Source organism: Bradyrhizobium sp. USDA 3315 (assembly GCF_054056795.1).
Genome location: NZ_JBSRYP010000001.1, coordinates 1,844,725 through 1,862,926, shown reverse-complemented (window position 1 = coordinate 1,862,926; position 18,202 = coordinate 1,844,725). Strand labels below are relative to the sequence as shown.

15 protein-coding genes are annotated in these 18,202 nt (G+C 66.9%); 5 read left to right on the top strand and 10 right to left on the bottom strand.

From position 1 onward, the window contains the following. Nucleotides 1-58 precede the first annotated feature (58 nt). Nucleotides 59-1,015 (bottom strand): LysR family transcriptional regulator, encoded by a 957-nt coding sequence (locus tag ACVIYL_RS08560; RefSeq protein WP_456778265.1) that lies wholly within the window; start codon nucleotides 1,013-1,015, stop codon nucleotides 59-61. A 54-nt stretch (nucleotides 1,016-1,069) separates the two neighbouring features. Here ACVIYL_RS08560 and ACVIYL_RS08555 point away from each other — a divergent pair, with 54 nt between their 5' ends. Next, nucleotides 1,070-1,993, top strand: coding sequence for a hypothetical protein (locus tag ACVIYL_RS08555; RefSeq protein ID WP_456778264.1), 924 nt, complete (start codon nucleotides 1,070-1,072; stop codon nucleotides 1,991-1,993). Beyond that, entirely contained in the window at nucleotides 1,990-3,003 is a 1,014-nt protein-coding gene (locus ACVIYL_RS08550) for a DUF2891 domain-containing protein (protein WP_456778263.1), read from the top strand. The genes ACVIYL_RS08555 and ACVIYL_RS08550 overlap by 4 nt, the downstream gene beginning before the upstream one ends. Nucleotides 3,004-3,015: 12 nt before the next feature. On the opposite strand, the gene ACVIYL_RS08545 is transcribed toward ACVIYL_RS08550, so the two are convergent. From ACVIYL_RS08545 to ubiE, 8 genes are all read right to left on the bottom strand, one after another. After that, nucleotides 3,016-3,738 (bottom strand): nucleotidyltransferase family protein, encoded by a 723-nt coding sequence (locus ACVIYL_RS08545; protein WP_092081309.1) that lies wholly within the window; start codon nucleotides 3,736-3,738, stop codon nucleotides 3,016-3,018. Between the two features lie 125 nt (nucleotides 3,739-3,863). Continuing rightward, entirely contained in the window at nucleotides 3,864-4,184 is a 321-nt protein-coding gene (locus ACVIYL_RS08540) for a PilZ domain-containing protein (RefSeq protein WP_028337556.1), read from the bottom strand. Nucleotides 4,185-4,271: 87 nt separating this feature from the next. Then, nucleotides 4,272-5,795 (bottom strand): tRNA (adenosine(37)-N6)-threonylcarbamoyltransferase complex ATPase subunit type 1 TsaE, encoded by a 1,524-nt coding sequence (gene tsaE, locus ACVIYL_RS08535; protein ID WP_310880899.1) that lies wholly within the window; start codon nucleotides 5,793-5,795, stop codon nucleotides 4,272-4,274. Further along, nucleotides 5,792-8,302: an ATP-binding protein gene (locus ACVIYL_RS08530; RefSeq protein ID WP_456778262.1), complete on the bottom strand. Its 2,511-nt coding sequence runs from the start codon at nucleotides 8,300-8,302 to the stop codon at nucleotides 5,792-5,794. Before ACVIYL_RS08530 ends, tsaE begins: the two co-directional genes overlap by 4 nt. Before the next feature lie 518 nt (nucleotides 8,303-8,820). Continuing rightward, entirely contained in the window at nucleotides 8,821-9,279 is a 459-nt protein-coding gene (gene dut / locus ACVIYL_RS08525) for a dUTP diphosphatase (protein ID WP_076833820.1), read from the bottom strand. A gap of 51 nt (nucleotides 9,280-9,330) precedes the next feature. Further along, the gene (gene coaBC, locus ACVIYL_RS08520; protein WP_456778261.1) at nucleotides 9,331-10,797 is read right to left on the bottom strand and encodes a bifunctional phosphopantothenoylcysteine decarboxylase/phosphopantothenate--cysteine ligase CoaBC; all 1,467 of its coding nucleotides are present in this window, start codon (nucleotides 10,795-10,797) and stop codon (nucleotides 9,331-9,333) included. 110 nt (nucleotides 10,798-10,907) lie between these two features. Next, nucleotides 10,908-12,482, bottom strand: a complete 1,575-nt coding sequence (gene ubiB, locus ACVIYL_RS08515) for a 2-polyprenylphenol 6-hydroxylase (RefSeq protein ID WP_456778260.1) — start codon at nucleotides 12,480-12,482, stop codon at nucleotides 10,908-10,910. Next, nucleotides 12,479-13,240 (bottom strand): bifunctional demethylmenaquinone methyltransferase/2-methoxy-6-polyprenyl-1,4-benzoquinol methylase UbiE, encoded by a 762-nt coding sequence (gene ubiE, locus ACVIYL_RS08510; RefSeq protein ID WP_057020427.1) that lies wholly within the window; start codon nucleotides 13,238-13,240, stop codon nucleotides 12,479-12,481. The genes ubiB and ubiE overlap by 4 nt, the downstream gene beginning before the upstream one ends. A gap of 141 nt (nucleotides 13,241-13,381) precedes the next feature. Here ubiE and mutM point away from each other — a divergent pair, with 141 nt between their 5' ends. The 3 genes from mutM to ggt all read left to right on the top strand — a co-directional run bounded on the left by mutM (nucleotide 13,382) and on the right by ggt (nucleotide 16,654). Beyond that, on the top strand, nucleotides 13,382-14,287 hold the full coding sequence (gene mutM, locus ACVIYL_RS08505) for a bifunctional DNA-formamidopyrimidine glycosylase/DNA-(apurinic or apyrimidinic site) lyase (RefSeq protein ID WP_456778259.1): 906 nt from the start codon (nucleotides 13,382-13,384) through the stop codon (nucleotides 14,285-14,287). Nucleotides 14,288-14,289: 2 nt separating this feature from the next. Further along, complete coding sequence (locus ACVIYL_RS08500) at nucleotides 14,290-14,853, top strand: GNAT family N-acetyltransferase (protein ID WP_456778258.1); 564 nt, start codon at nucleotides 14,290-14,292, stop codon at nucleotides 14,851-14,853. A gap of 121 nt (nucleotides 14,854-14,974) precedes the next feature. Then, on the top strand, nucleotides 14,975-16,654 hold the full coding sequence (gene ggt / locus ACVIYL_RS08495; protein WP_456781797.1) for a gamma-glutamyltransferase: 1,680 nt from the start codon (nucleotides 14,975-14,977) through the stop codon (nucleotides 16,652-16,654). A gap of 167 nt (nucleotides 16,655-16,821) precedes the next feature. Here the strand turns inward: ggt and ACVIYL_RS08490 are convergent, their stop codons facing one another. Continuing rightward, on the bottom strand, nucleotides 16,822-18,180 hold the full coding sequence (locus ACVIYL_RS08490; protein ID WP_456778257.1) for a serine protease: 1,359 nt from the start codon (nucleotides 18,178-18,180) through the stop codon (nucleotides 16,822-16,824). Nucleotides 18,181-18,202: the final 22 nt, after the last annotated feature.

The window sequence follows — 18,202 nt, the reverse complement described above, 5'->3', positions numbered from 1 at the left end:
CGCCAATATAGGGAGCGGCGACCGTCGTTAGCCACCCCTGTCGGAGAACCGTCACCGCTCAATATCGCAATCGGCCGGCGCAGCGATCGGCGGCATCCAGGAACCAGCGCAGCGCCGGATCCCGGGCGGCGCGGCTCGTATGGATCAGGTCGATCGCGAAGGCGGGGATGTCGATCGGCGGCGCGACGACGGCAATGTCGGCCAGATGCGTGAAGCGCCGGGCGATGCGCTCGGACATCGTGGCGATCAGATCGGTGCCGGCCACGGCGAACGGAACGGCCACCACATGCGCAAGCGTCACCGCCACCCGTCGCTTCAGTCCATGGCGCGCCAGCAGCGCGTCGATCACGCTCGGCAGGCCATCGCCGCCGGCCGCCGAGAACAGCGCGTGCGGCAAGGTCGCGTAATCTTCCAGACTGAGGCGCTCCGATCGGTTCGTGCGTGCATCGCGGGCGCAGACGAAGCGTTCCTCGAACAGCCGGTGCCGGACACAGCGCGGCGAGTCCGGCAGGTGCCCGCCGATCAGCGCATCGAGCTCGCCGCGCTCCAGCTTCGCCAGCGCCACCGTCGCATCGGTGAGCGGGCGCACGGCAAGGTCAATGCCGGGCGCTTCGACGCGCAGCAGCCGGGTCAGTTCCGGCACCACAACGAGATCGCCATAGTCGGTCGCGGCGATGGTGATGCGCCGTCGCGCGATCGCCGGATCGAAGCCCTGATCGGGCGCCAGCGCGCTCCGGATTTGCCGCAGCGCTTCCCCGATCGGCCCGGCCAGCGCCAGCGCCTTTTCGGTCGGCTGCATGCCCGCGCCGGCACGCAGGAACAGTTCGTCCGCAAACAGCGCACGCAGCCTTCGCAACGCGCTGCTCATGGACGGCTGGGCGAGCCCGATGCGCTCGGCCGCCCGGGTGACGTGGCGCTCCTCCATCAGCGCTTCGAAGGCGACCAGCAGGTTGAGATCGACGGCGGATAAATTCATCATAGCAATAATGCTTATAAGAATAATCGATTTCAACAATGATTTGCCCCGGCCTATGCTTGTTGGTCGGACATGACGACGGGACCCAGGAATTTGGCGAGATTTGCGAGGCTGGTGCCAAGCGGGCCGACACTGCTGATCATCGGCGTGCTGGCAGGATTGGCTTTCCCCGCCTTGGCGGACGGCGCCCGCCCGCTGATGGCGGCGGCGATCTTCGTTCTGGTGCTAGGCACCTTCCTCCAGGTCGACGGCACGGCGTTCCGGCGCGCGTTGCGGCGGCCGCTGGTCTGGCTGCTGTTGCCGGCGCTGGCCATGCTGGCGAGCCCGCTTGCAGTCGGCCTTGCCGCGCGCGGCGCCGGCTTTCGACCCGAGCTGATCGTCGCATTGGTGCTGTCGGTGTGTGCGCCACCGTCGAGCGGCACGGCGGCCGTCGCGCGCATGCTCGGCTTCGATGCGACCATTCCGCTTGCCGTGACGCTGCTGTCGATGGCGCTGGCGCCGGTTACCGTGCCGCTGATCGCCGCGGGATTTGCCGGTCTCGCGCTCGATCCGCTGGCGCTTGCGACGCGGCTGGTCCTCCTGGTTGGCGGCGCCGGCGCGTTGGCGTTGCTGTTGCGCCGTCAGGCCGCTGCACGATTGGTGCAGCATGCGCGCATCATCGACGCGCTCGTGCTGGCCTCGCTGCTGCTGTTCGCGATCGCCACCATGGCGGGGGTGCGCACCCAGATCGAAGCGCAACCGGCCGCCGCGTTCACCTACGTCGGCCTTGCTTTCGCCTGCAATCTTGCCCTGCAATTGTGTGGCGCGCTGCTCACGCCGGGCAATCTGGCTGCACGGCTGACCAGCGGCCTCATTCTCGGCAACCGCAATGTCGGACTGGTCTGGTCGGCGATGGGCGCTGCGGTGTCGCCGATGACGGCGTTGTTCTTCGCCGCCACGCAGTTTCCGATCTATATGACGCCGCGGCTGATCGAGATGCTTGTTCGCCGCGAGCGCAAGGAGAATGCCTCACCATGAGCGCGACGATCCTGACCGAAGACCTCGCTGTCCGCTTCGCGCGCATCGCGCTCGGCCATGTCACGCGCGAATATCCGAACAAGCCGGATCACGTGCTGGCGGGGCGGCAGGACGCGCGCACGCCGCGCGAGCTGCATCCGGTGTTCTTCGGCAGCTACGACTGGCATTCCTGCGTCCACAGCTACTGGATGCTTGCCCGGCTGCTGCGCCGCTATCCCTCATCCCAAGCGGCGGACGATATCCGCGCGCTGTTCGACGCGCAGTTCGTTGCGGAGAAGATCGCGGCCGAATGCAGCTATCTCGCCGCCCCGACCGCGCGCGGCTTCAAGCGGCCTTACGGCTGGGGCTGGCTGTTGAAGCTCGCCGCAGAGCTCTCGCTCCTCGAGAACACCAACTGGCGCGACCGGATCGCTCCGCTTGCCGAGATCTTCGCGCAGCGCTTCCGCGATTTCCTGCCGCTCGCCACCTATCCGGTGCGGGTCGGCACCCATTTCAACACCGCGTTCGGACTGCGCATGGCAGCCGACTACGCCGCGGTGACACAGGACGATGCGCTCAGTGCGCTGTTGCGCGACACAGCGCTGCGCTGGTACGGCGCCGATCAGGACTGCCCCGCCTGGGGTGAGCCGAGCGGTGATGACTTCCAGTCGTCCGCGTTGATCGAAGCGGAGTGCATGCGCCGGCTGCTGGCACCGGGTGACTTCCTGCCCTGGTTCGACCGCTTCCTGCCGCGGCTCGAGCTGCGCGAACCCACAACCCTGTTCCGTCCCGCCACGGTCACCGATCGCTCGGATGGCAAGCTGGCACATCTCGACGGGCTCAATCTCAGCCGCGCATGGTGCTGGCGGGCGCTGGCCGGTGCGTTGCCCGCGGCCGATGCGCGCCGTCCGATCCTGCAGGATGCCGCGCGCCGGCATCTCGACGCCGGCCTGCCGCATATCGCCAGCGACTATATGGGTGAACACTGGCTTGCGAGCTTCGCGGTGCTCGCGATCGACGCCGATGGCTGACGAAGGCGCCGCCTACGCGACGCTTTCCAGGTAAGCTTCTTCCGCAGCCTGGATCGCGTCCGGAGTCCCGACATGCATCCAGACGCCGTCGAGGCGCAGGCCGAACAGCCGCTCCTGCTCGTTGGCGCGGTCGAATATCTTGGTCAGCGAGAACTCGCCGGCCGGCGCGTCGGCGAACAGCGCAGGCGACATGATCGCGGCGCCGGCATAGACGAACGGCACCACCTGGTGCTCGCGCCGCTTGCGCAACGCGCCATCCGGCAACATCGAATAGTCGCCGCGCCCGCCATAGCCGATGCTCGTAGCGGTCGGCGCCATCAGCAGCAGGATATCCATCCGCGCCGGATCGAAGGTTTCCGCGAGCCGCGCCAGATTGGAGCGCACGCCGTCGATCCACATCGTGTCCGCGTTCAGATGATAGAACGGCGCATCGCCGAGCAGCGGCAACGCCTTCACCACCGCGCCGCCGGTGCCGAGCACCTGGTCGCGCTCGTCGGAGATGATCACGCGCGGACGGCTGCGGGGCTTGACGTGCTCGATGATCTGGTCGGGCAAATAGTGCACGTTCACGACCGCTTCGCTGACGCCGGCGCCGGCGAGCTTGTCGAGCACATGGTCGAGCAGCGGCTGGCCGGCGACGCTGACCAGCGGCTTCGGCATCGTGTTGGTCAGGGGGCGCATGCGCACGCCGAGGCCCGCAGCGAGCACCATGGCTTTATGGGGAGTGACGGGCATCTTCCGGATATTCTCGGTCATCATCTCTCATGCGCCGATCATATCACGGCGATTCGGCAAGCACATCAATCAGACGCCATAGTCACGAGACATGACGGCCGTAAGACGGCAATGACGACCCTGGCCTAGACGTCGGCAGCTTGCGTGCCGCGTCTGGCGGTTTTCTTCTTCTTGTCGCCTTGTTTGAGAAAGTTGACGCCGATCTGGTCGCCATTGACCCATGCCAGCTCGCAGCGGCGATAGGCCAATCCTGTGGACGACAGCAGCAGAAAGAACTCCTTCAGGTTCAGGCCCTCGACCGAGCCGTCGACGGAGAGCTTGGCGCCCGTCTCCGACACGTCTTCCATGGTGCAGTCGCGCCGCCAGGTGCCGTCGATGCCCATCATGTGCGCTGCTATGCCGCGCTCAAACGTGACACGATCGCCCTTGCGTCGTTCCGTCCCCATCGTGTGGTCCCGCTCCAGATCCGGCCGCGCCATGGATCAGGTGCGGGCTCCGCAACCTTAGGGGAGGCGAGGCTAATAACCCGTAAACTACGGTACTGGAGGAGGGACGTTGGCTGTGTACCAGATGCGGAAGCTGGTCAGCGCGGGGTGAGCCAGCGACCGCTCGAGATAGGTCCAGATCCGCGGCTGGTGCTTGAGATATTGCGGCTTGCCGTCGCGGCGGTTGAGTCGCGCAAAGGTGCCGAGCAGGCGGGTGTTGCGCTGCGCCGACATGATCGCATAGAGCTCGGCGAAGCCGGCCGGATCGAAGCTTTCATCGGTCGCGCGCCGCGCCTTGATGTAGCGGGTCAAGAGCGACAGCTCGAGCTGCTCGGGCACATCGATCCGGGCATCCTGCAGCAGCGACACCACGTCATAGGCCGCGGGGCCGAGCAGCGCGTCCTGGAAATCGATGACGCCGACGCGCAGGATGCCGGTGCGTTCGGCAAGCCAGATGATGTTCGGCGAATGGAAGTCGCGGATCACCCAGGTCTGCGGTGCGGCTGCGGGCTTCTCCAGCAGGCCGCGCCACATCCCGAGAAATTCGGCGCGAAGCTCCTCGCTCGGCTGCGCGCCGCGGTCTGGCAGGTACCATTCCAGCATCAGCCCGATCTCGATCAGCCAGGCGTCGATGTCGAACACCGGGATGTCGTAGCTCTCGTCCGACGTCAGCGGCAATTGCTCCGGCAGCACCTCGCGGTGCAGCGCCGCCAGCATGTCGACGGCGGCCTCGTAACGCTCGGCGATCGGCTGCGGTGGGTCGCCCTCGATGACGCCCTCGGCGCCGAAATCCTCGGTGATGAGGAAGCCGGATCCGAGATCGATGTGACGGATCGCGGGCGCCGAGAAACCATGCTTGCGCAGGCCGTTTCCGATCGCGACGAACGGCCTGACGTCTTCGGCGAGATGCACCGCTGCGCTGTAGGACTGGCCGCTGTAGATCGCCGGGCCGTCGGGACGGCGCGGCGAGTTCATCAGGATGACGGTGCCGTCGTCGTTGCGCAGCCGCGCATAGGAGCGCGTCGAGGCATCGCCCGGCATGCGTTCGCGCCGGGCATTGAGAAAGCCCGCGCGGTCGAGGAACTGGCGCAGCTCGTTGAGCCGCGCGACCTTCGCCGCGCCCTTGCCATGGCCGGTGATCTCGGCCGCGCGTGCCGCCGATCCGAGCGCCGGGCGATGGCTGAACGCGATATCGATGCGGTCGGCGGGCATCGCGTCGGGCGCGCGCTCCGGCCACTCGATCAGCGCCACGACGTCGTCGGGCAGCGGCGACAGCCCAATCTCCTCGAGCTCGCCGGCGTCGTTGATGCGGTAGAGGTCGGCATGGACCAGCGGAAACGACGGCAGCTCGTAGCTCTGCGCCAGCGTGAAGGTCGGGCTCGGCACCTCCAGCGCGTCGTCGTCGGCGAGGTAGCGGATCAACGCGCGCGCGGCCGTGGTCTTGCCGGCGCCGAGGTCGCCGGACAGCGTGATGACGTCGCCGGCGCCGATCAGGAGCGCGAGGTCGGCCATCAGCTCTGCTGTCGCGGTCTCGTTCGCGAGTGCCACCGAGAATGTCGAGGTCGCCGTCATTCAGCAGCGTTGCGATGTGCGGTCTGGTCGATCGGGAAGTCGCAGGTCACGGTCGTGCCGCGGCCTACGGTCGAATCGACGCGCACCCGTCCGCCATGGAGTTCGACGAAGGAGCGGACCAGCGACAGGCCAAGGCCCGCGCCGCGGTGCCGCGAGCCGTGCGAATGGCTCTCGAACCAGTTGAACACCTTGTCGCGCATCTCCGCCGGAATGCCGGGACCGGCGTCGGTCACCGCAAACACCACGCTGTGCTCGGTGCGGTGGGCGCTGATCGTGACGGTGGCGTCGTGCGGCGAGAAGCCGACCGCGTTGGCGAGCAGATTATAGAGCACCTGCACCACGCGCCGCTCGTCGCCGACGAAGGCGCCGATGTCGGGCTCAATATCGACCTTGAGGGTGATGCGGTCGGTCGCGAGGCGGTCCTGGATACCTTCGGCGGCGGCCTCGATCGCCTGGCCGATATTGACCGGACCGAGCTCGAGCTTCATCGCGCCGGCGTCGATGGTGGCGAGATCGAGAATGTTGTTGGTCAGCGCCAGCAGCGCGTTGGTCGATTTGGTGACGTAGTCGAGATATTCGGCCTGCTTCGGCGTCAGCGGTCCGGTCGAGGGATCGCTGAGGAAATGCGCGAAGCCGATGATGGTGGTGAGCGGCGCGCGCAGTTCGTAGGAGACGTGGTGGACGAAATCCACCTTCATCTGGTCGGCGGCTTCCAGCGCCTCGTTGCGCTCGCGCAGCGCCCGCTCGACATTTTCGGTGTCGGTGATGTCCTGGAAGGCGAGCAGGGTCTTGCCGTCGGGCAGCGGGATGGTCATGCAATTCAGCACGCTGCCGTCCTTGCGCTCGAGCTTGAGCGCGACCTGGGCGCGGTTCTCGATCGCGGTGATCTGCTCGCGCAGCGTCCGCCAGGTCAGGGCGTCGTCGAACAGCGGCCGGCACAGCGCTTCCACCGCCTCGATATGCGGTTCGCCCTGCAGCGCGTCGGCCGGCAGCTTCCACATCTTGGCGAAGGGCGGGTTGAACAGTTCCGCGCGGCCGTTGCTGCCGAACACCGCGACCGCCTCGCCGAGATTGTCCAGGGTCTCGCGCTGCACCCGCGTCAGGCGGTCGTAGCGGCGCGCGAGGTCGAGGCTCTCGGTGACGTTGTCGAACAGATAGGTGACGCCGCCCTCGAGGTTCGGCGTGGTGACGACGCTGATGGCGCGGCCGTCGGGCAGGAACCAGGTGTAGGTCTCGGATTCGACCGCGCGATAGGCTTCGTGCAGCTTGGCCTTCCAGGCGCGGAAATCCGGCTGCTCGGGCAGCTTGCGGTTGGCGCGCAGCCGGTCCAGCACGCTGGAATCGTCGGGGTTGCCGTCGAGGAAGGCCTGGTCGAGGCCCCACAGCCGCCGATAGGACTCGTTGTAGAAGGTGAGCCGCCGGTCGGCATCGAACACCGCGACGCCCGAGGACAATTGGTCGAGGGTGCGCCGGTGCGCTTCGACCATCCGAGCGATCGCCGCGCGCAGCGCCGCAGCTTCGCTGGCGTCTATCGCGATGCCGGCGCTGCCGCCGGAGAGCTTGAGCGCCTGCACGTCGTAGATCCGCCGCTCGCCGCTGACCACGATCGGCAGCCGCGCGGCATAATTGGCGTTGTCGTTCAGCGCGCGGGTCAATTCGCCGCGCTGGTCGCTTTCGAGCAGTTCGAGATTGCGCTGCAGCGCATCCGACACGCTCTTGCCTTCGGTGGCGCGGACATAGGCCGCGTTGGCATAGCGCAGATTGCCCTCGAGGCTCTTGGCCCAGATCGGCCACGGCGCGGCGGCGGCGAAATCGCGCAGCAGCTCGGTTTCCTCCTGCAGCGTCTTGTAGCGCAGGTTGGATTCGGCGAGCTCGCGGCGCAGGCCGCCGAGCTCGCGGATCCGCACGATGGCCTGGCCGCCGATCGCGCGGCCCATCGCCTCGATGGCGCGGCCGGCCGAGGTCGAGAGGTTGAGCAGGAACGCCTCGCCCTTCTCGCGCAGCGCGTCGACGGCGTGATCCATCTGCAGCGCCGGCTCGGGCGGCAGCCAGGTTCCGAAGGCGAGGACGCGCTGCGGCGAGCCTTCCTGCGACATCACCAGCGAGATGTCGCCCGAGATCTGCGGCCGGTTGTCGCCGGCGGCCCAGGAGATCAGGACCTGCGGCTCGACGAACAGCAGCGCGCGCAGCCGGTCCGATTGCGCCTGCAGGTCGGTGATCTCGGACTGCAGCTGCTCCTCGTTCCTCGTCGCGCGCACCCGGGTGCGCATCAAGAGGATCGCGGCGACGGCCGAGAAGCCGACCAGCGCAAGCGACGTCGCGAGGACCGCGACCTCCTGGTGATTGAAGCCGAAATGATCCGACATCGCCTGGGCGACCGGGCTCTCGGCGGCCAACGCGGTGCGGGCCGGCAGCAATGCGGTGATGGCGAGCCCAATCATGCCGTCGCGCGCCAGTGAGGTGCATGACAGCAGGGTTCGACGCATTGCCGCGACTACGCCCGACATATGTTGCCCCAGAACGCACAAACCCCAGGCATGATCCGGAAAAGAGGAGACCGGTGTTCCCTCACGGCAAACGTACGACGTTTGTCCGCCGATCATGCCCAAGCAGGACCAGTCAGCCCGACGAAGACCCCCCGTCGCGCTCGAATCAAAACAGAATAGTCCCAACGGGACTCGGCGAGTAAGAGTCCAGACCGTGAACGCAGAATCCCCTGTGAAAAAATGCCGCCGGGTTGGGCGGATTTTATGCGAATTGACTCCGTATTGGTGCGGAGAGCGCGCACGAAGCGTGATCTTCCCGAGCTCGTCCGCACACTTCTCCGATGCGAAGGCGCTTGGCTCCCTCTCCCCGTTCTTACGGGGAGAGGGTTGGGGTGAGGGGCCGTCTCCGCATATCCGGTGATAGCTGCGTTCGCGGAGACTCCCCCTCACCCGGAACGCATCTGACGATGCGTTCCGACCTCTCCCCGCACGCGGGGCGAGGTGAAGTGGCGCCGCCGCTCGAGTGAAGTCGTCGCGCACTAGCGTCCGGTCGAGCCGAAGCCGCCGCTGCCGCGCCCGGTCGCCGGCAGCACGTCGACTGGAACCAGCTCGGCCCTGGTGACCGGCGCGATCACCATCTGCGCGATGCGCTCGCCGCGCCGGATCGAGAACACCTCGTGGCCGTGATTGATCAGCAGCACGTTGATCTCGCCGCGATAGTCGGCGTCGATCGTGCCGGGCGAGTTCAGCACCGTGACGCCGTATTTGGCGGCAAGGCCGGAGCGCGGCCGCACCTGGGCCTCGTAGCCCGGCGGCAGCGCGATCGTCAGTCCGGTCGGAACCATCTCGTAGCGGCCCGGCAGCAGCAGCAGCGGCGCCGACTGCGGCACCGCCGCAAGCAGGTCGAGGCCGGCCGCGTCGGCGGTCTGATAGATCGGCAGCAGGAGATCGGCGCCGTGCGGCAATTGGTGGACTTCGACCTTGATGGTGGCGCTCACGATGCGGTTCCTACGGCTCTAGAGCATGATCCGATTGAATCGGATCATGCTCTAATCCTTTTGTTTGGTCGCGTTTTCTTGACGCGAACCGGTGACCACTTCGCTCGAAAACGCTCTTGCGATGCGCGACACCAGCGCGGTCGCGACTTCCTCCTTGGTCATCACAGGCCAGGAGTCGACGGTGACGTCCTTGCCCTCGCGCGAGAGCAGGTGAACGGTGTTGCGGTCGCCGCCCATCACCCCGGTCGCCGGCGAGACGTCGTTGGCGACGATCCAGTCGCAGCCCTTGCGCGCGAACTTCGCCTTGGCGTTCTCGATCAGATGCTCGGTCTCGGCGGCAAAGCCGATCACCAGCAGCGGCCGCTGCTCCTTCAGCTTGGAAACTGTCGCGAGGATGTCGGGGTTCTCGACCAGCTGCAGCGGCGGCATGCCGGCCGCGGTCTTCTTCAGCTTCTGGCTGCCCTCGGTGGCGACCCGCCAGTCGGCGACCGCGGCGGCGAAGATCGCGACGTCGACCGGCAGCGCCGCCTCGACCCGGTGCAGCATGTCGCGCGCGGACTCCACGCGCATCACGGAGATGCCCTGAGGGTCGGCGAGCTCGACCGGGCCGGTCACCAGCACCACCTCGGCGCCGGCGGCGCGCGCGGCGGCGGCAATGGCAAAGCCCTGCTTGCCGGACGAGCGGTTGGCGATGTAGCGGACCGGATCGATCGCCTCATGGGTCGGGCCCGCGGTGATCAGCACCCGCTTGCCGGCCAGCGGACGCGGCTGCGGCGGACGCAGCATGCGGTCGGCGGCGGCTGCGATCTCGGTCGGCTCGGCCATCCGGCCGACGCCGGCTTCGCCGGCTTCCGCCATCTCCCCGGCATTGGGGCCGACGGTATGGACGCCGTCGCGGCGCAGCTGCAGCACATTGCGGCGGGTGGCCGGATTGTTCCACATCAGCGGGTTCATCGCCGGCGCCAGCAGGATCGGCCGGTTGGCCGCCAGCAAGGTGGCGGTGGCGAGGTCGTCGGCATGGCCCTGCGCCATCTTGGCCATCAGGTCGGCGGTCGCCGGCGCCACCACGATCAGGTCGCAGTCCCGCGCCAGGCGGATATGGCCGGCGTCGAATTCGCTCTCGGCGTCGAACAGGTCGGTGTAGACGCGCTCATGCGACAGCGCGCTGGCGGCGAGCGGGGTCACGAACTGCTGGGCCGCCTTGGTCAGTACGCAGCGGACCTGGATGTGCCGTTCCTTGAGCCGCCGGATCAGATCCAGCGCCTTATAGGCCGCAATCCCCCCGCCGATGATCAGGGTGACGCGCGGCTCGCCGGCCACGCTGGCGGCCCTTGGAGCAGGGGCTGCCACTGTCGCGGAACCTGGGCCGGGCGCCTCGGCAGGCTCCGAACCGCCGTCTGCGAGGTCCCGGAGGATCACCCGCACCTCCTCCTCGACCGAGCGGCCGTTTTTGGCGGAGCGCAGCCGCAGATAGGCCTTCAGCGTGTCGTCGAGTTTGCGGATGGTCAGGCTGGCCATGGCGTGCTGCCCTCAAAGCATGATCCGGAAAAGTGCGAAGCGGTTTTCCGGGAGCGATCATGCTCAAACAAATATGATAGCGATGCTATCACATGGTGCATGCATTGCAATCAGTGCGCCCGGATGGCGAAAAAGATCGCGATGGAGGCGATCGCAATGACCCAGAGGCCGACGGTCTGCACCCGCGCCTTGCGGGCCTCGGCGCGGGCCATTTCGTCGATCGAGTCCGACGACAGCATGTGGCCCTCCAGCGTCATGGTCTCGAGCTGCTCGAGCACCGTGACGGCGCGGTTGGCGATCGACGGCAGGTTGGCGAGGATGCGACCGAGTTCGCCCGCGCCCGATAGCGCGCCCTGGATGCGGCCGGCCGGGCCGAGATTCTGCGTGATCCATTCGCGCACCACGGGGTCGGCGATCTTCCAGATGTCGAGCTTCGGGTCGAAGCCGCGCGCCACGCCCTCGACCACCACCATGGTCTTCTGCAGCAGGATCAGCTCGGGGCGCGTCTGCATGTCGAACAGGCCGGTGACCTCGAGCAGAAGCGTGAGTAGCTTCGCCATCGAGATTTCCTCGGCGGTGCGGTTGTGGATCGGCTCGCCGATCGCGCGGATCGCTTGCGCGAAATTCTCCACCGAATGGTGGCCCGGCACGTAGCCGGCCTCGAAATGCACCTCGGCGACGCGGCGATAGTCGCGGGTGATGAAGCCGAGCAGGATCTCGGCCAGGAAGCGCCGCTCCTTCAGTCCGAGCCGTCCCATGATGCCGAAATCCACGGCAACGAGCCGGCCGGCCTCGTCGAGGAACAGATTGCCGGGATGCATGTCGGCATGGAAGAAGCCGTCGCGCAGCGCGTGGCGCAGGAAGCTCTGGATCACCTTGCGGCCGAGATCGGGCAAATCGACCTTGGCCTGCGCCAGCCGGACGTGATCGTTCAGCGCGATGCCGTCGATCCACTCCATCGTCAGCACGCTGTGCGCGGTGCGATCCCAATCCACCGCGGGGACGCGGAAGTCCGGATCGTCGCGGGTGTTCTCGGCCATCTCGGACAGCGCGGCCGCCTCGAGCCGCAGGTCCATCTCCATCGCGACCGAGCGTGACATCGTGTTGATGACCTCGATCAGGCGCAAGCGCCGCGCATCGGCGGAATGCGCCTCGGCCTTGTGCGCGACAAAGAAGAAGTCACTGAGGTCGCGGCGGAAACGCGCGGCGACGTTGGGCCGGAGCACCTTGACCGCAACCTGATGCCGCACGCCGTCGCGCTCGATTTCGCCGCGATGCACCTGCGCGATCGAGGCCGCGGCAACCGCAGGGCCCAGATGCACAAAGGCCTGCGGCAGCGGCCGTTCCAGCGATTGCGTGATGACGGTTTCGGCCGCTTCCTGCGCGAACGGCGGCAGCCGGTCCTGCAGGGCTTCGAGATCGCGCGCCATTGCCACGCCGACCACGTCGGGGCGGGTGGCGAGGAATTGCCCGAGCTTGAGATAGGCCGGTCCGAGCCGCGTCAGTGCGCGCGACAACCGCGGACCTGACTTGGCCGAGCGGCGCTCGATCAGCCGCGCCAGCTTCAGCGCGAGCTGCCCGGGCGGCGGCACCAGCGCGGGATCGACGACGCCGAACACGCCCTCGCGCGCAAACACGAAACCGGCGCGGGCGAGGCGCGTGATGTGGGTCAGTGCAGAGATCACAAACGCCAGCCCGAATGCAGCGCCACGATGCCGCCGGAGAGGCTCTGCCACTTCACGCGGGCAAAGCCGGCGGCGCCGATCATCTCGGCGAACGCGTTCGGCCGCGGGAATTTGCGGATCGACTCGACGAGATATTGATAGGACTCGGCGTCACCGGTGACGGCGCGGCCGAGCGGCGGGATCACCTTGAAGGAAAACAGATCGTAGATCTTGTCGAGGCCGGGCACGTCGACGGTGGAGAATTCCAGGCACAGGAAGCGGCTGCCCGGCTTGAGCACGCGATAGGCCTCGCGCAGCGCAAGGTCGATCTGCGGCACGTTGCGGATGCCGAACGCGATGGTGTAGGCGTCGAACGCGCGGTCGGCAAAACCCAGCGTCTCGGCATTGCCCTCGACGAACGACACGCGGTCATCGAGGTGCTGCTTGGCGGCGCGCTCGCGCCCGACGGCGAGCATATCGGCATTGATGTCGCAGACCGTGGCATGAAAGCCCGCGCCCGCGGTCTTGGCGGCCCGGAACGCGATGTCGCCGGTGCCGCCGGCGACGTCGAGCAGCGCGAACGGCCGGTCGCCCTTCGGCGGATCGAGCATCGTGATCATGACGTCCTTCCAGGCCCGGTGCAGGCCCGCCGACATCAGATCGTTCATCAGGTCGTAGCGGGACGCCACGCTGTGAAACACGTCGTTCACCAGCGTCTGCTTCTCGCCCAGGGGCACATCCCTGAAGCCGAAATGGGTGGTTTGATCCGGCCGATCCATCACTCAGAACTCTTACCCTTTTTGGTCGCGTTTTCTTCACGCGAACCGGTAGCCGCTTCGCTCGAAAAACGCTCCAGCCAAACCATAGCGCGGCGGCCGCAATGGCGCTATCACGTCACTTCCAAAAGGTGAATGCCTGCTATGCCGGAATTACCCGAAGTCGAGACCGTCCGCCGCGGCCTGCAGCCGGCCATGGAGGGGTCCAAGATCCTCAAGGCCGAGGCCCGCCGCAAGGATTTGCGGTTTCCGTTTCAAAAGGACTTTATCGCCCGGCTCGAGGGCCGGACCATCACCGGGCTCGGCCGCCGTGCCAAATATTTGATGGCCGACCTGAACTCCGGCGACGTGCTGCTGATGCATCTGGGCATGTCGGGCTCGTTCCGCGTGCTGAAGCAGGACGGCGCGGCGACGCCGGGGCAATTCCACCATCCGCGCAGTGACGATCGCGCGCATGATCACGTCGTGTTCCACATGTCGTCGGGCGCGGCCGTCGTCTTCAACGATCCGCGGCGCTTCGGCTATATGAAGATCATCGCGCGCAACGCGATCGAGGATGAACCGCTGCTGAAAGGGCTCGGTCCCGAGCCGCTCGGCAACGAGTTCGACGCGGCGATGCTGGCGCGCTCCTGTCACAACAAGAAGACCAGCCTGAAGGCCGCCCTGCTCGATCAGCGCGTGGTGGCGGGGCTTGGCAACATCTATGTCTGCGAGGCGCTGTTTCGTTCGCACCTGTCGCCGCGGCGATTGGCCGCGACGCTCGCGACCAAGTCCGGACAGCGCAAGGGCGTTGCCGGGGGCGAGCCGACCGACCACGCCAGGCGGCTCGTCGACGCGATCCATTCGGTGCTCAACCAGGCGATCAAGGCCGGCGGCTCCTCGATCAGCGACCATCGATTGACCAATGGCGATCTCGGCTATTTCCAGCATTCGTTCCAGGTCTATGACCGCGAAGGCGAGACGTGCCGCACCTCGGGCTGCGAGGGCATCGTCAGGCGCTTTACCCAGAACGGCCGTTCGACGTTCTGGTGCCCGAAGTGCCAGAAGTAGCAATGTTCGAGACCCCGCGCATCGCGACGCAGCGCCTGATCCTGCGGCCGCTTGCGCTGTCGGATGCTCCGGCGATCCAGCGGCACTTCAACAATTGGAACGTGATCAAGACTCTCGCCACGGTGGTGCCGTGGCCTTATCCCGGCGATGGCGCGGAAAGCTTTGTCAGGCGCGAGCTCGACAAGATCGCGGCCGGTGAGGAAAGCTATCAATGGGTGCTGGTGTTGCGTGCCGGCGATGCCGAGGCGATCGGCAACATCAATTTCCGGCCGCGCGCCGACGGCCGCAAGGGCAATCGCGGATTCTGGCTCGCTGAGCCGTATTGGAATCAGGGCCTCATGACGGAGGCGATCGCGGCGGTGAACGATTTCGCCTTCCTGACGCTCGGCCTCGATCACTTCCATGTCTGCAACGCGCCGTCCAACGTCGGCTCGCGCCGGGTCAAGCAGAAGACCGGGGCCGAATTCGTCGGCTTCGTCGAGCTTCCGCACCACAATGGCGAATCCAGAGCGGAGAAATGGAAGGTCGCGCGCGAGACCTGGCTGCGCGATCGCGCCAAGCCGTGACCTCAATTGCGAATACCGCCGCGGGGAAAAACGCCGTGTCTTGACCGCGCATAAAGGGTTGGCGAACATGGTCCATCGCTCCATCAAGAACGAGAACACAATGGCGATGAACGGCATGTCGATGAATGGCGCCTGGCGCGACCGCGCCGCGACAAGTTTTCAATGCGAGAAGCAGTCGGCCACCAGCAGCCGCGGCATGGTGGTGAGCAATCATCCGCTGGCATCGAGCGCGGGCGCCGAGATGTTGGCTGCCGGCGGCAATGCGATCGATGCGGCGATCGCCACCTTGTTCACCCTGACTGTGGTCGAGCCGATGATGGTCGGCATCATCGGCGGCGGCATGGCGCATATTCGCCTCGCCGACGGCAGCCATCGCTTCATCGACGGCCAGAGCACGGTGCCGCAGGCGGTGCGGCCGGATACCTACACCTCGAAGCCAGGATCGGCGCACGACGTGTTCGACACCGTCGGCAACGAGAATTTGAACGGGCCGAAAGCGGTCGCGGTGCCGGGCTCGCTGAAAGCCTGGTGCGAAACGCTGCGCCGCTTCGGCACCATGAGCCTTGCCGACGTGATGCAGCCCGCGATCAAGCACGCCGCGCGCGGCTATGCGGCGACGCCCTATTTGCACGAATGCATCACCGACGGCGCCGAGGAGATGCTGAAGGATAAACCGATCTCGGCGATCTATCTGCCTGATGGCACGCCGCTGAAGCCAGGCGAGCGCGTGGTGCAGGCGGAATATGCCGAGACGCTGAAATACATCGCGGATCATGGCGACAACGCGCTCTACCAGGGACCGCTCGGCGACATCCTGGTCGACTACATGAAAAAGAGCGGCGGCTTCATCGCACAGGAGGATCTCGCGACCTACAAGGCGGTCGAGCGGCAGCCGATCCGCTGCGACTACCGCGGCTGGGAAATCCTCGGGCCTCCGCCGCCCGCGGCATCGGGCGTGCATATCACGCAGATGCTCAACATCCTCGAAGGCTATGACATCGCGCGCCTCGGCTTCGGCACGGCCGAGACCATCCATTACCTTGCCGAGGTGCTGAAGATCGCCTTTGCCGACCGCGCGGCCGCGAGCGGCGATCCCGCCTATATCAACGTGCCGGTGGAGCGGTTGACCTCGAAGGCCTATGCCGAGGAGCGCCGCCGCGCGATCGATCCCGCCGCTGCGCAAGCCTGGAGCGCCGGCGTCACCCAGCTCGAAAGCGCGCACACCACGCACATGACCGCGGCGGATGCGATGGGCAATGTGGTCGCGACCACACAGACCATCAACAATCTGTTCGGCGCCAAGATCCTGATCCCCGGACTCGGCACCGTGCCGAACAACTACATGAACCTGTTCGATCCGCGGCCGGGGCACGCGCTGTCGCTGGCCGCCGGCAAGCGCGTCACCACCTCGATGTCGCCGATGATGGCGCTGCGCGACGGCAAGCTCGCCTACGCGCTCGGCCTGCCCGGCGGCAAACGCATCTTCCCGAGCGCGATGCAGGCGCTGATCAACCTGATCGACCACGGCATGAGCCTGCAGGAAGCGGTCGAGGCGCCGCGGGTCTGGACCGAGGGCAACGCGCTGGAGGTCGAGCAGGCAGTGCCGGAGGCCGTCCGCGCTGCGCTGTCAGCCAAGGGCCACAAGGTGCAGGTCGTGCCGACGGTGGCCGGCGGTATGAACGCGATCCAGTTTCATGCTGACGGCACGATGTCGGGCGCAGCCTGCTGGCGCGCCGACGGCACCCCGGTCGGCATTGCCGGCGGCCTCGCCCGCGCCGGGGTGCGCTTTGCGCTGAGGTGAGGTGAGGTGAGGTGGTTAGGCTCCCTCGCCCCGCTCTTGCGGGGAGAGGGTGGGGTGAGGGGCTCTCTCCACGAGGTGGTGTCCATTGATGGACCTGTACCCCCCCTCACCCGGATTGCATCTGGCGATGCAATCCGACCTCTCCCCGCAAGCGGGGCGAGGTAACTCTACTTCCTGACGCAGATCACGCGGACCACGGCGGCCTTGGCGTCCGCCGAGTCGCCCGACGCGGTGACGCCATGCGCCTTCAGGAAGCTGCGCACCGTGTCGGCCGGCACCAATGCGGCCTGCGCCGGCGGCGCAGCGTTTGCGGGGCCCGCGACGATAACGGGTTTCAGCGTCGCGATGCCGGCAAACCTGCCGCCGCCGTCGAGCGCCGCCGCGCCGGAGAACCCGAGCGCCGGCGCCGGTGACAGCGCCTGATCGCCGCCGCCGATCTGTGCGACCGAAGCCTTCACGCTGCTCGCGGCCGCTCCGCCGCCCTGGTTCTGCGGATCGGCAATCCCGGTGATGTCGAGCGCGGTCTGCGTCGCCTGGCCTGCGATATTGAGCGGCTTCAGCCCGCGCGCGCCATAGATGCGCAGCAGCGCGAGGTCGTGATCCTTATCGTCGGCGACCCGATCGGCATTGCCGTAGCCCGGGATCGTCAGCGCGATGCAGTCGTCGGTCGCCACGCGATCGGTCACGATGGCACCGTCATCGCTGACCACGACGCCGCTGGCATATTCGACGGTCTTGCGCGGCGGCGGACCGGCCTGCACGGCGGACGGAAATGCGTTGAAGGCGCTCGACATCGCGATCACCACCGGCTCGACCGTGGTCTGCATCGCCTGGTCATAGAGGATGGTGAGGATGCGGACCTCGTCACCCTTCAAGGTACCGCGCAAATAGAACTTCTTCAGCCCCTGCATGCCCGACAGCACGAAGAAATCCGGCTTCACCACGGTGTAGTCGATGGTGCGGCCGGCCGGTTCCTTCTTTTCCTGCTCGGCAAGCTTTGCGGTGGTCGGGCTGGCTTCCTTGCGCCGGGTCAGCAGCACCTGGACGGTGCCGGTCGGCGAGGTCCATTTGGCCCCGGCGGCATCGCTGGTGAGCTGCGGCACCAGCTTGGTGGGAATGCCGAGCCGCGCCCCGGTGGCCGGCTCGGTGACGATCCGCCAGCCGACACCTTCCTGCTTCCGCCGCGCCGTGTCGGCGAGCACGCCGCGCTCCTGCGGATTCAGCACCCCGGTCGGCTTGCCGCCGCGCTTCTTCTGGAATTCCTTGATCGCATTGACCATGCGCTCGCTGACGTCGCCGGTAATGGCGCCGTTATATTCGCCGACCCAGGCGAGGTCGGATTGCAGCGCCAGCCGCTCGGCCTGCGCCATCGCGCCAGCGGTATCCTCCGGCTTCTGCAGCCCGGGGCGTATCGGCACCGTCGTCACGGTTTTCGGCTTCGCCCCCGCCGTCGAGGGCGGCGTCATCTGGGCCTGCGCCATGCCCATGGAAGCGGCCATCAATGTTGCCGAAAGCACCGATCTCATGACAAATCCGGGGGGAATGACT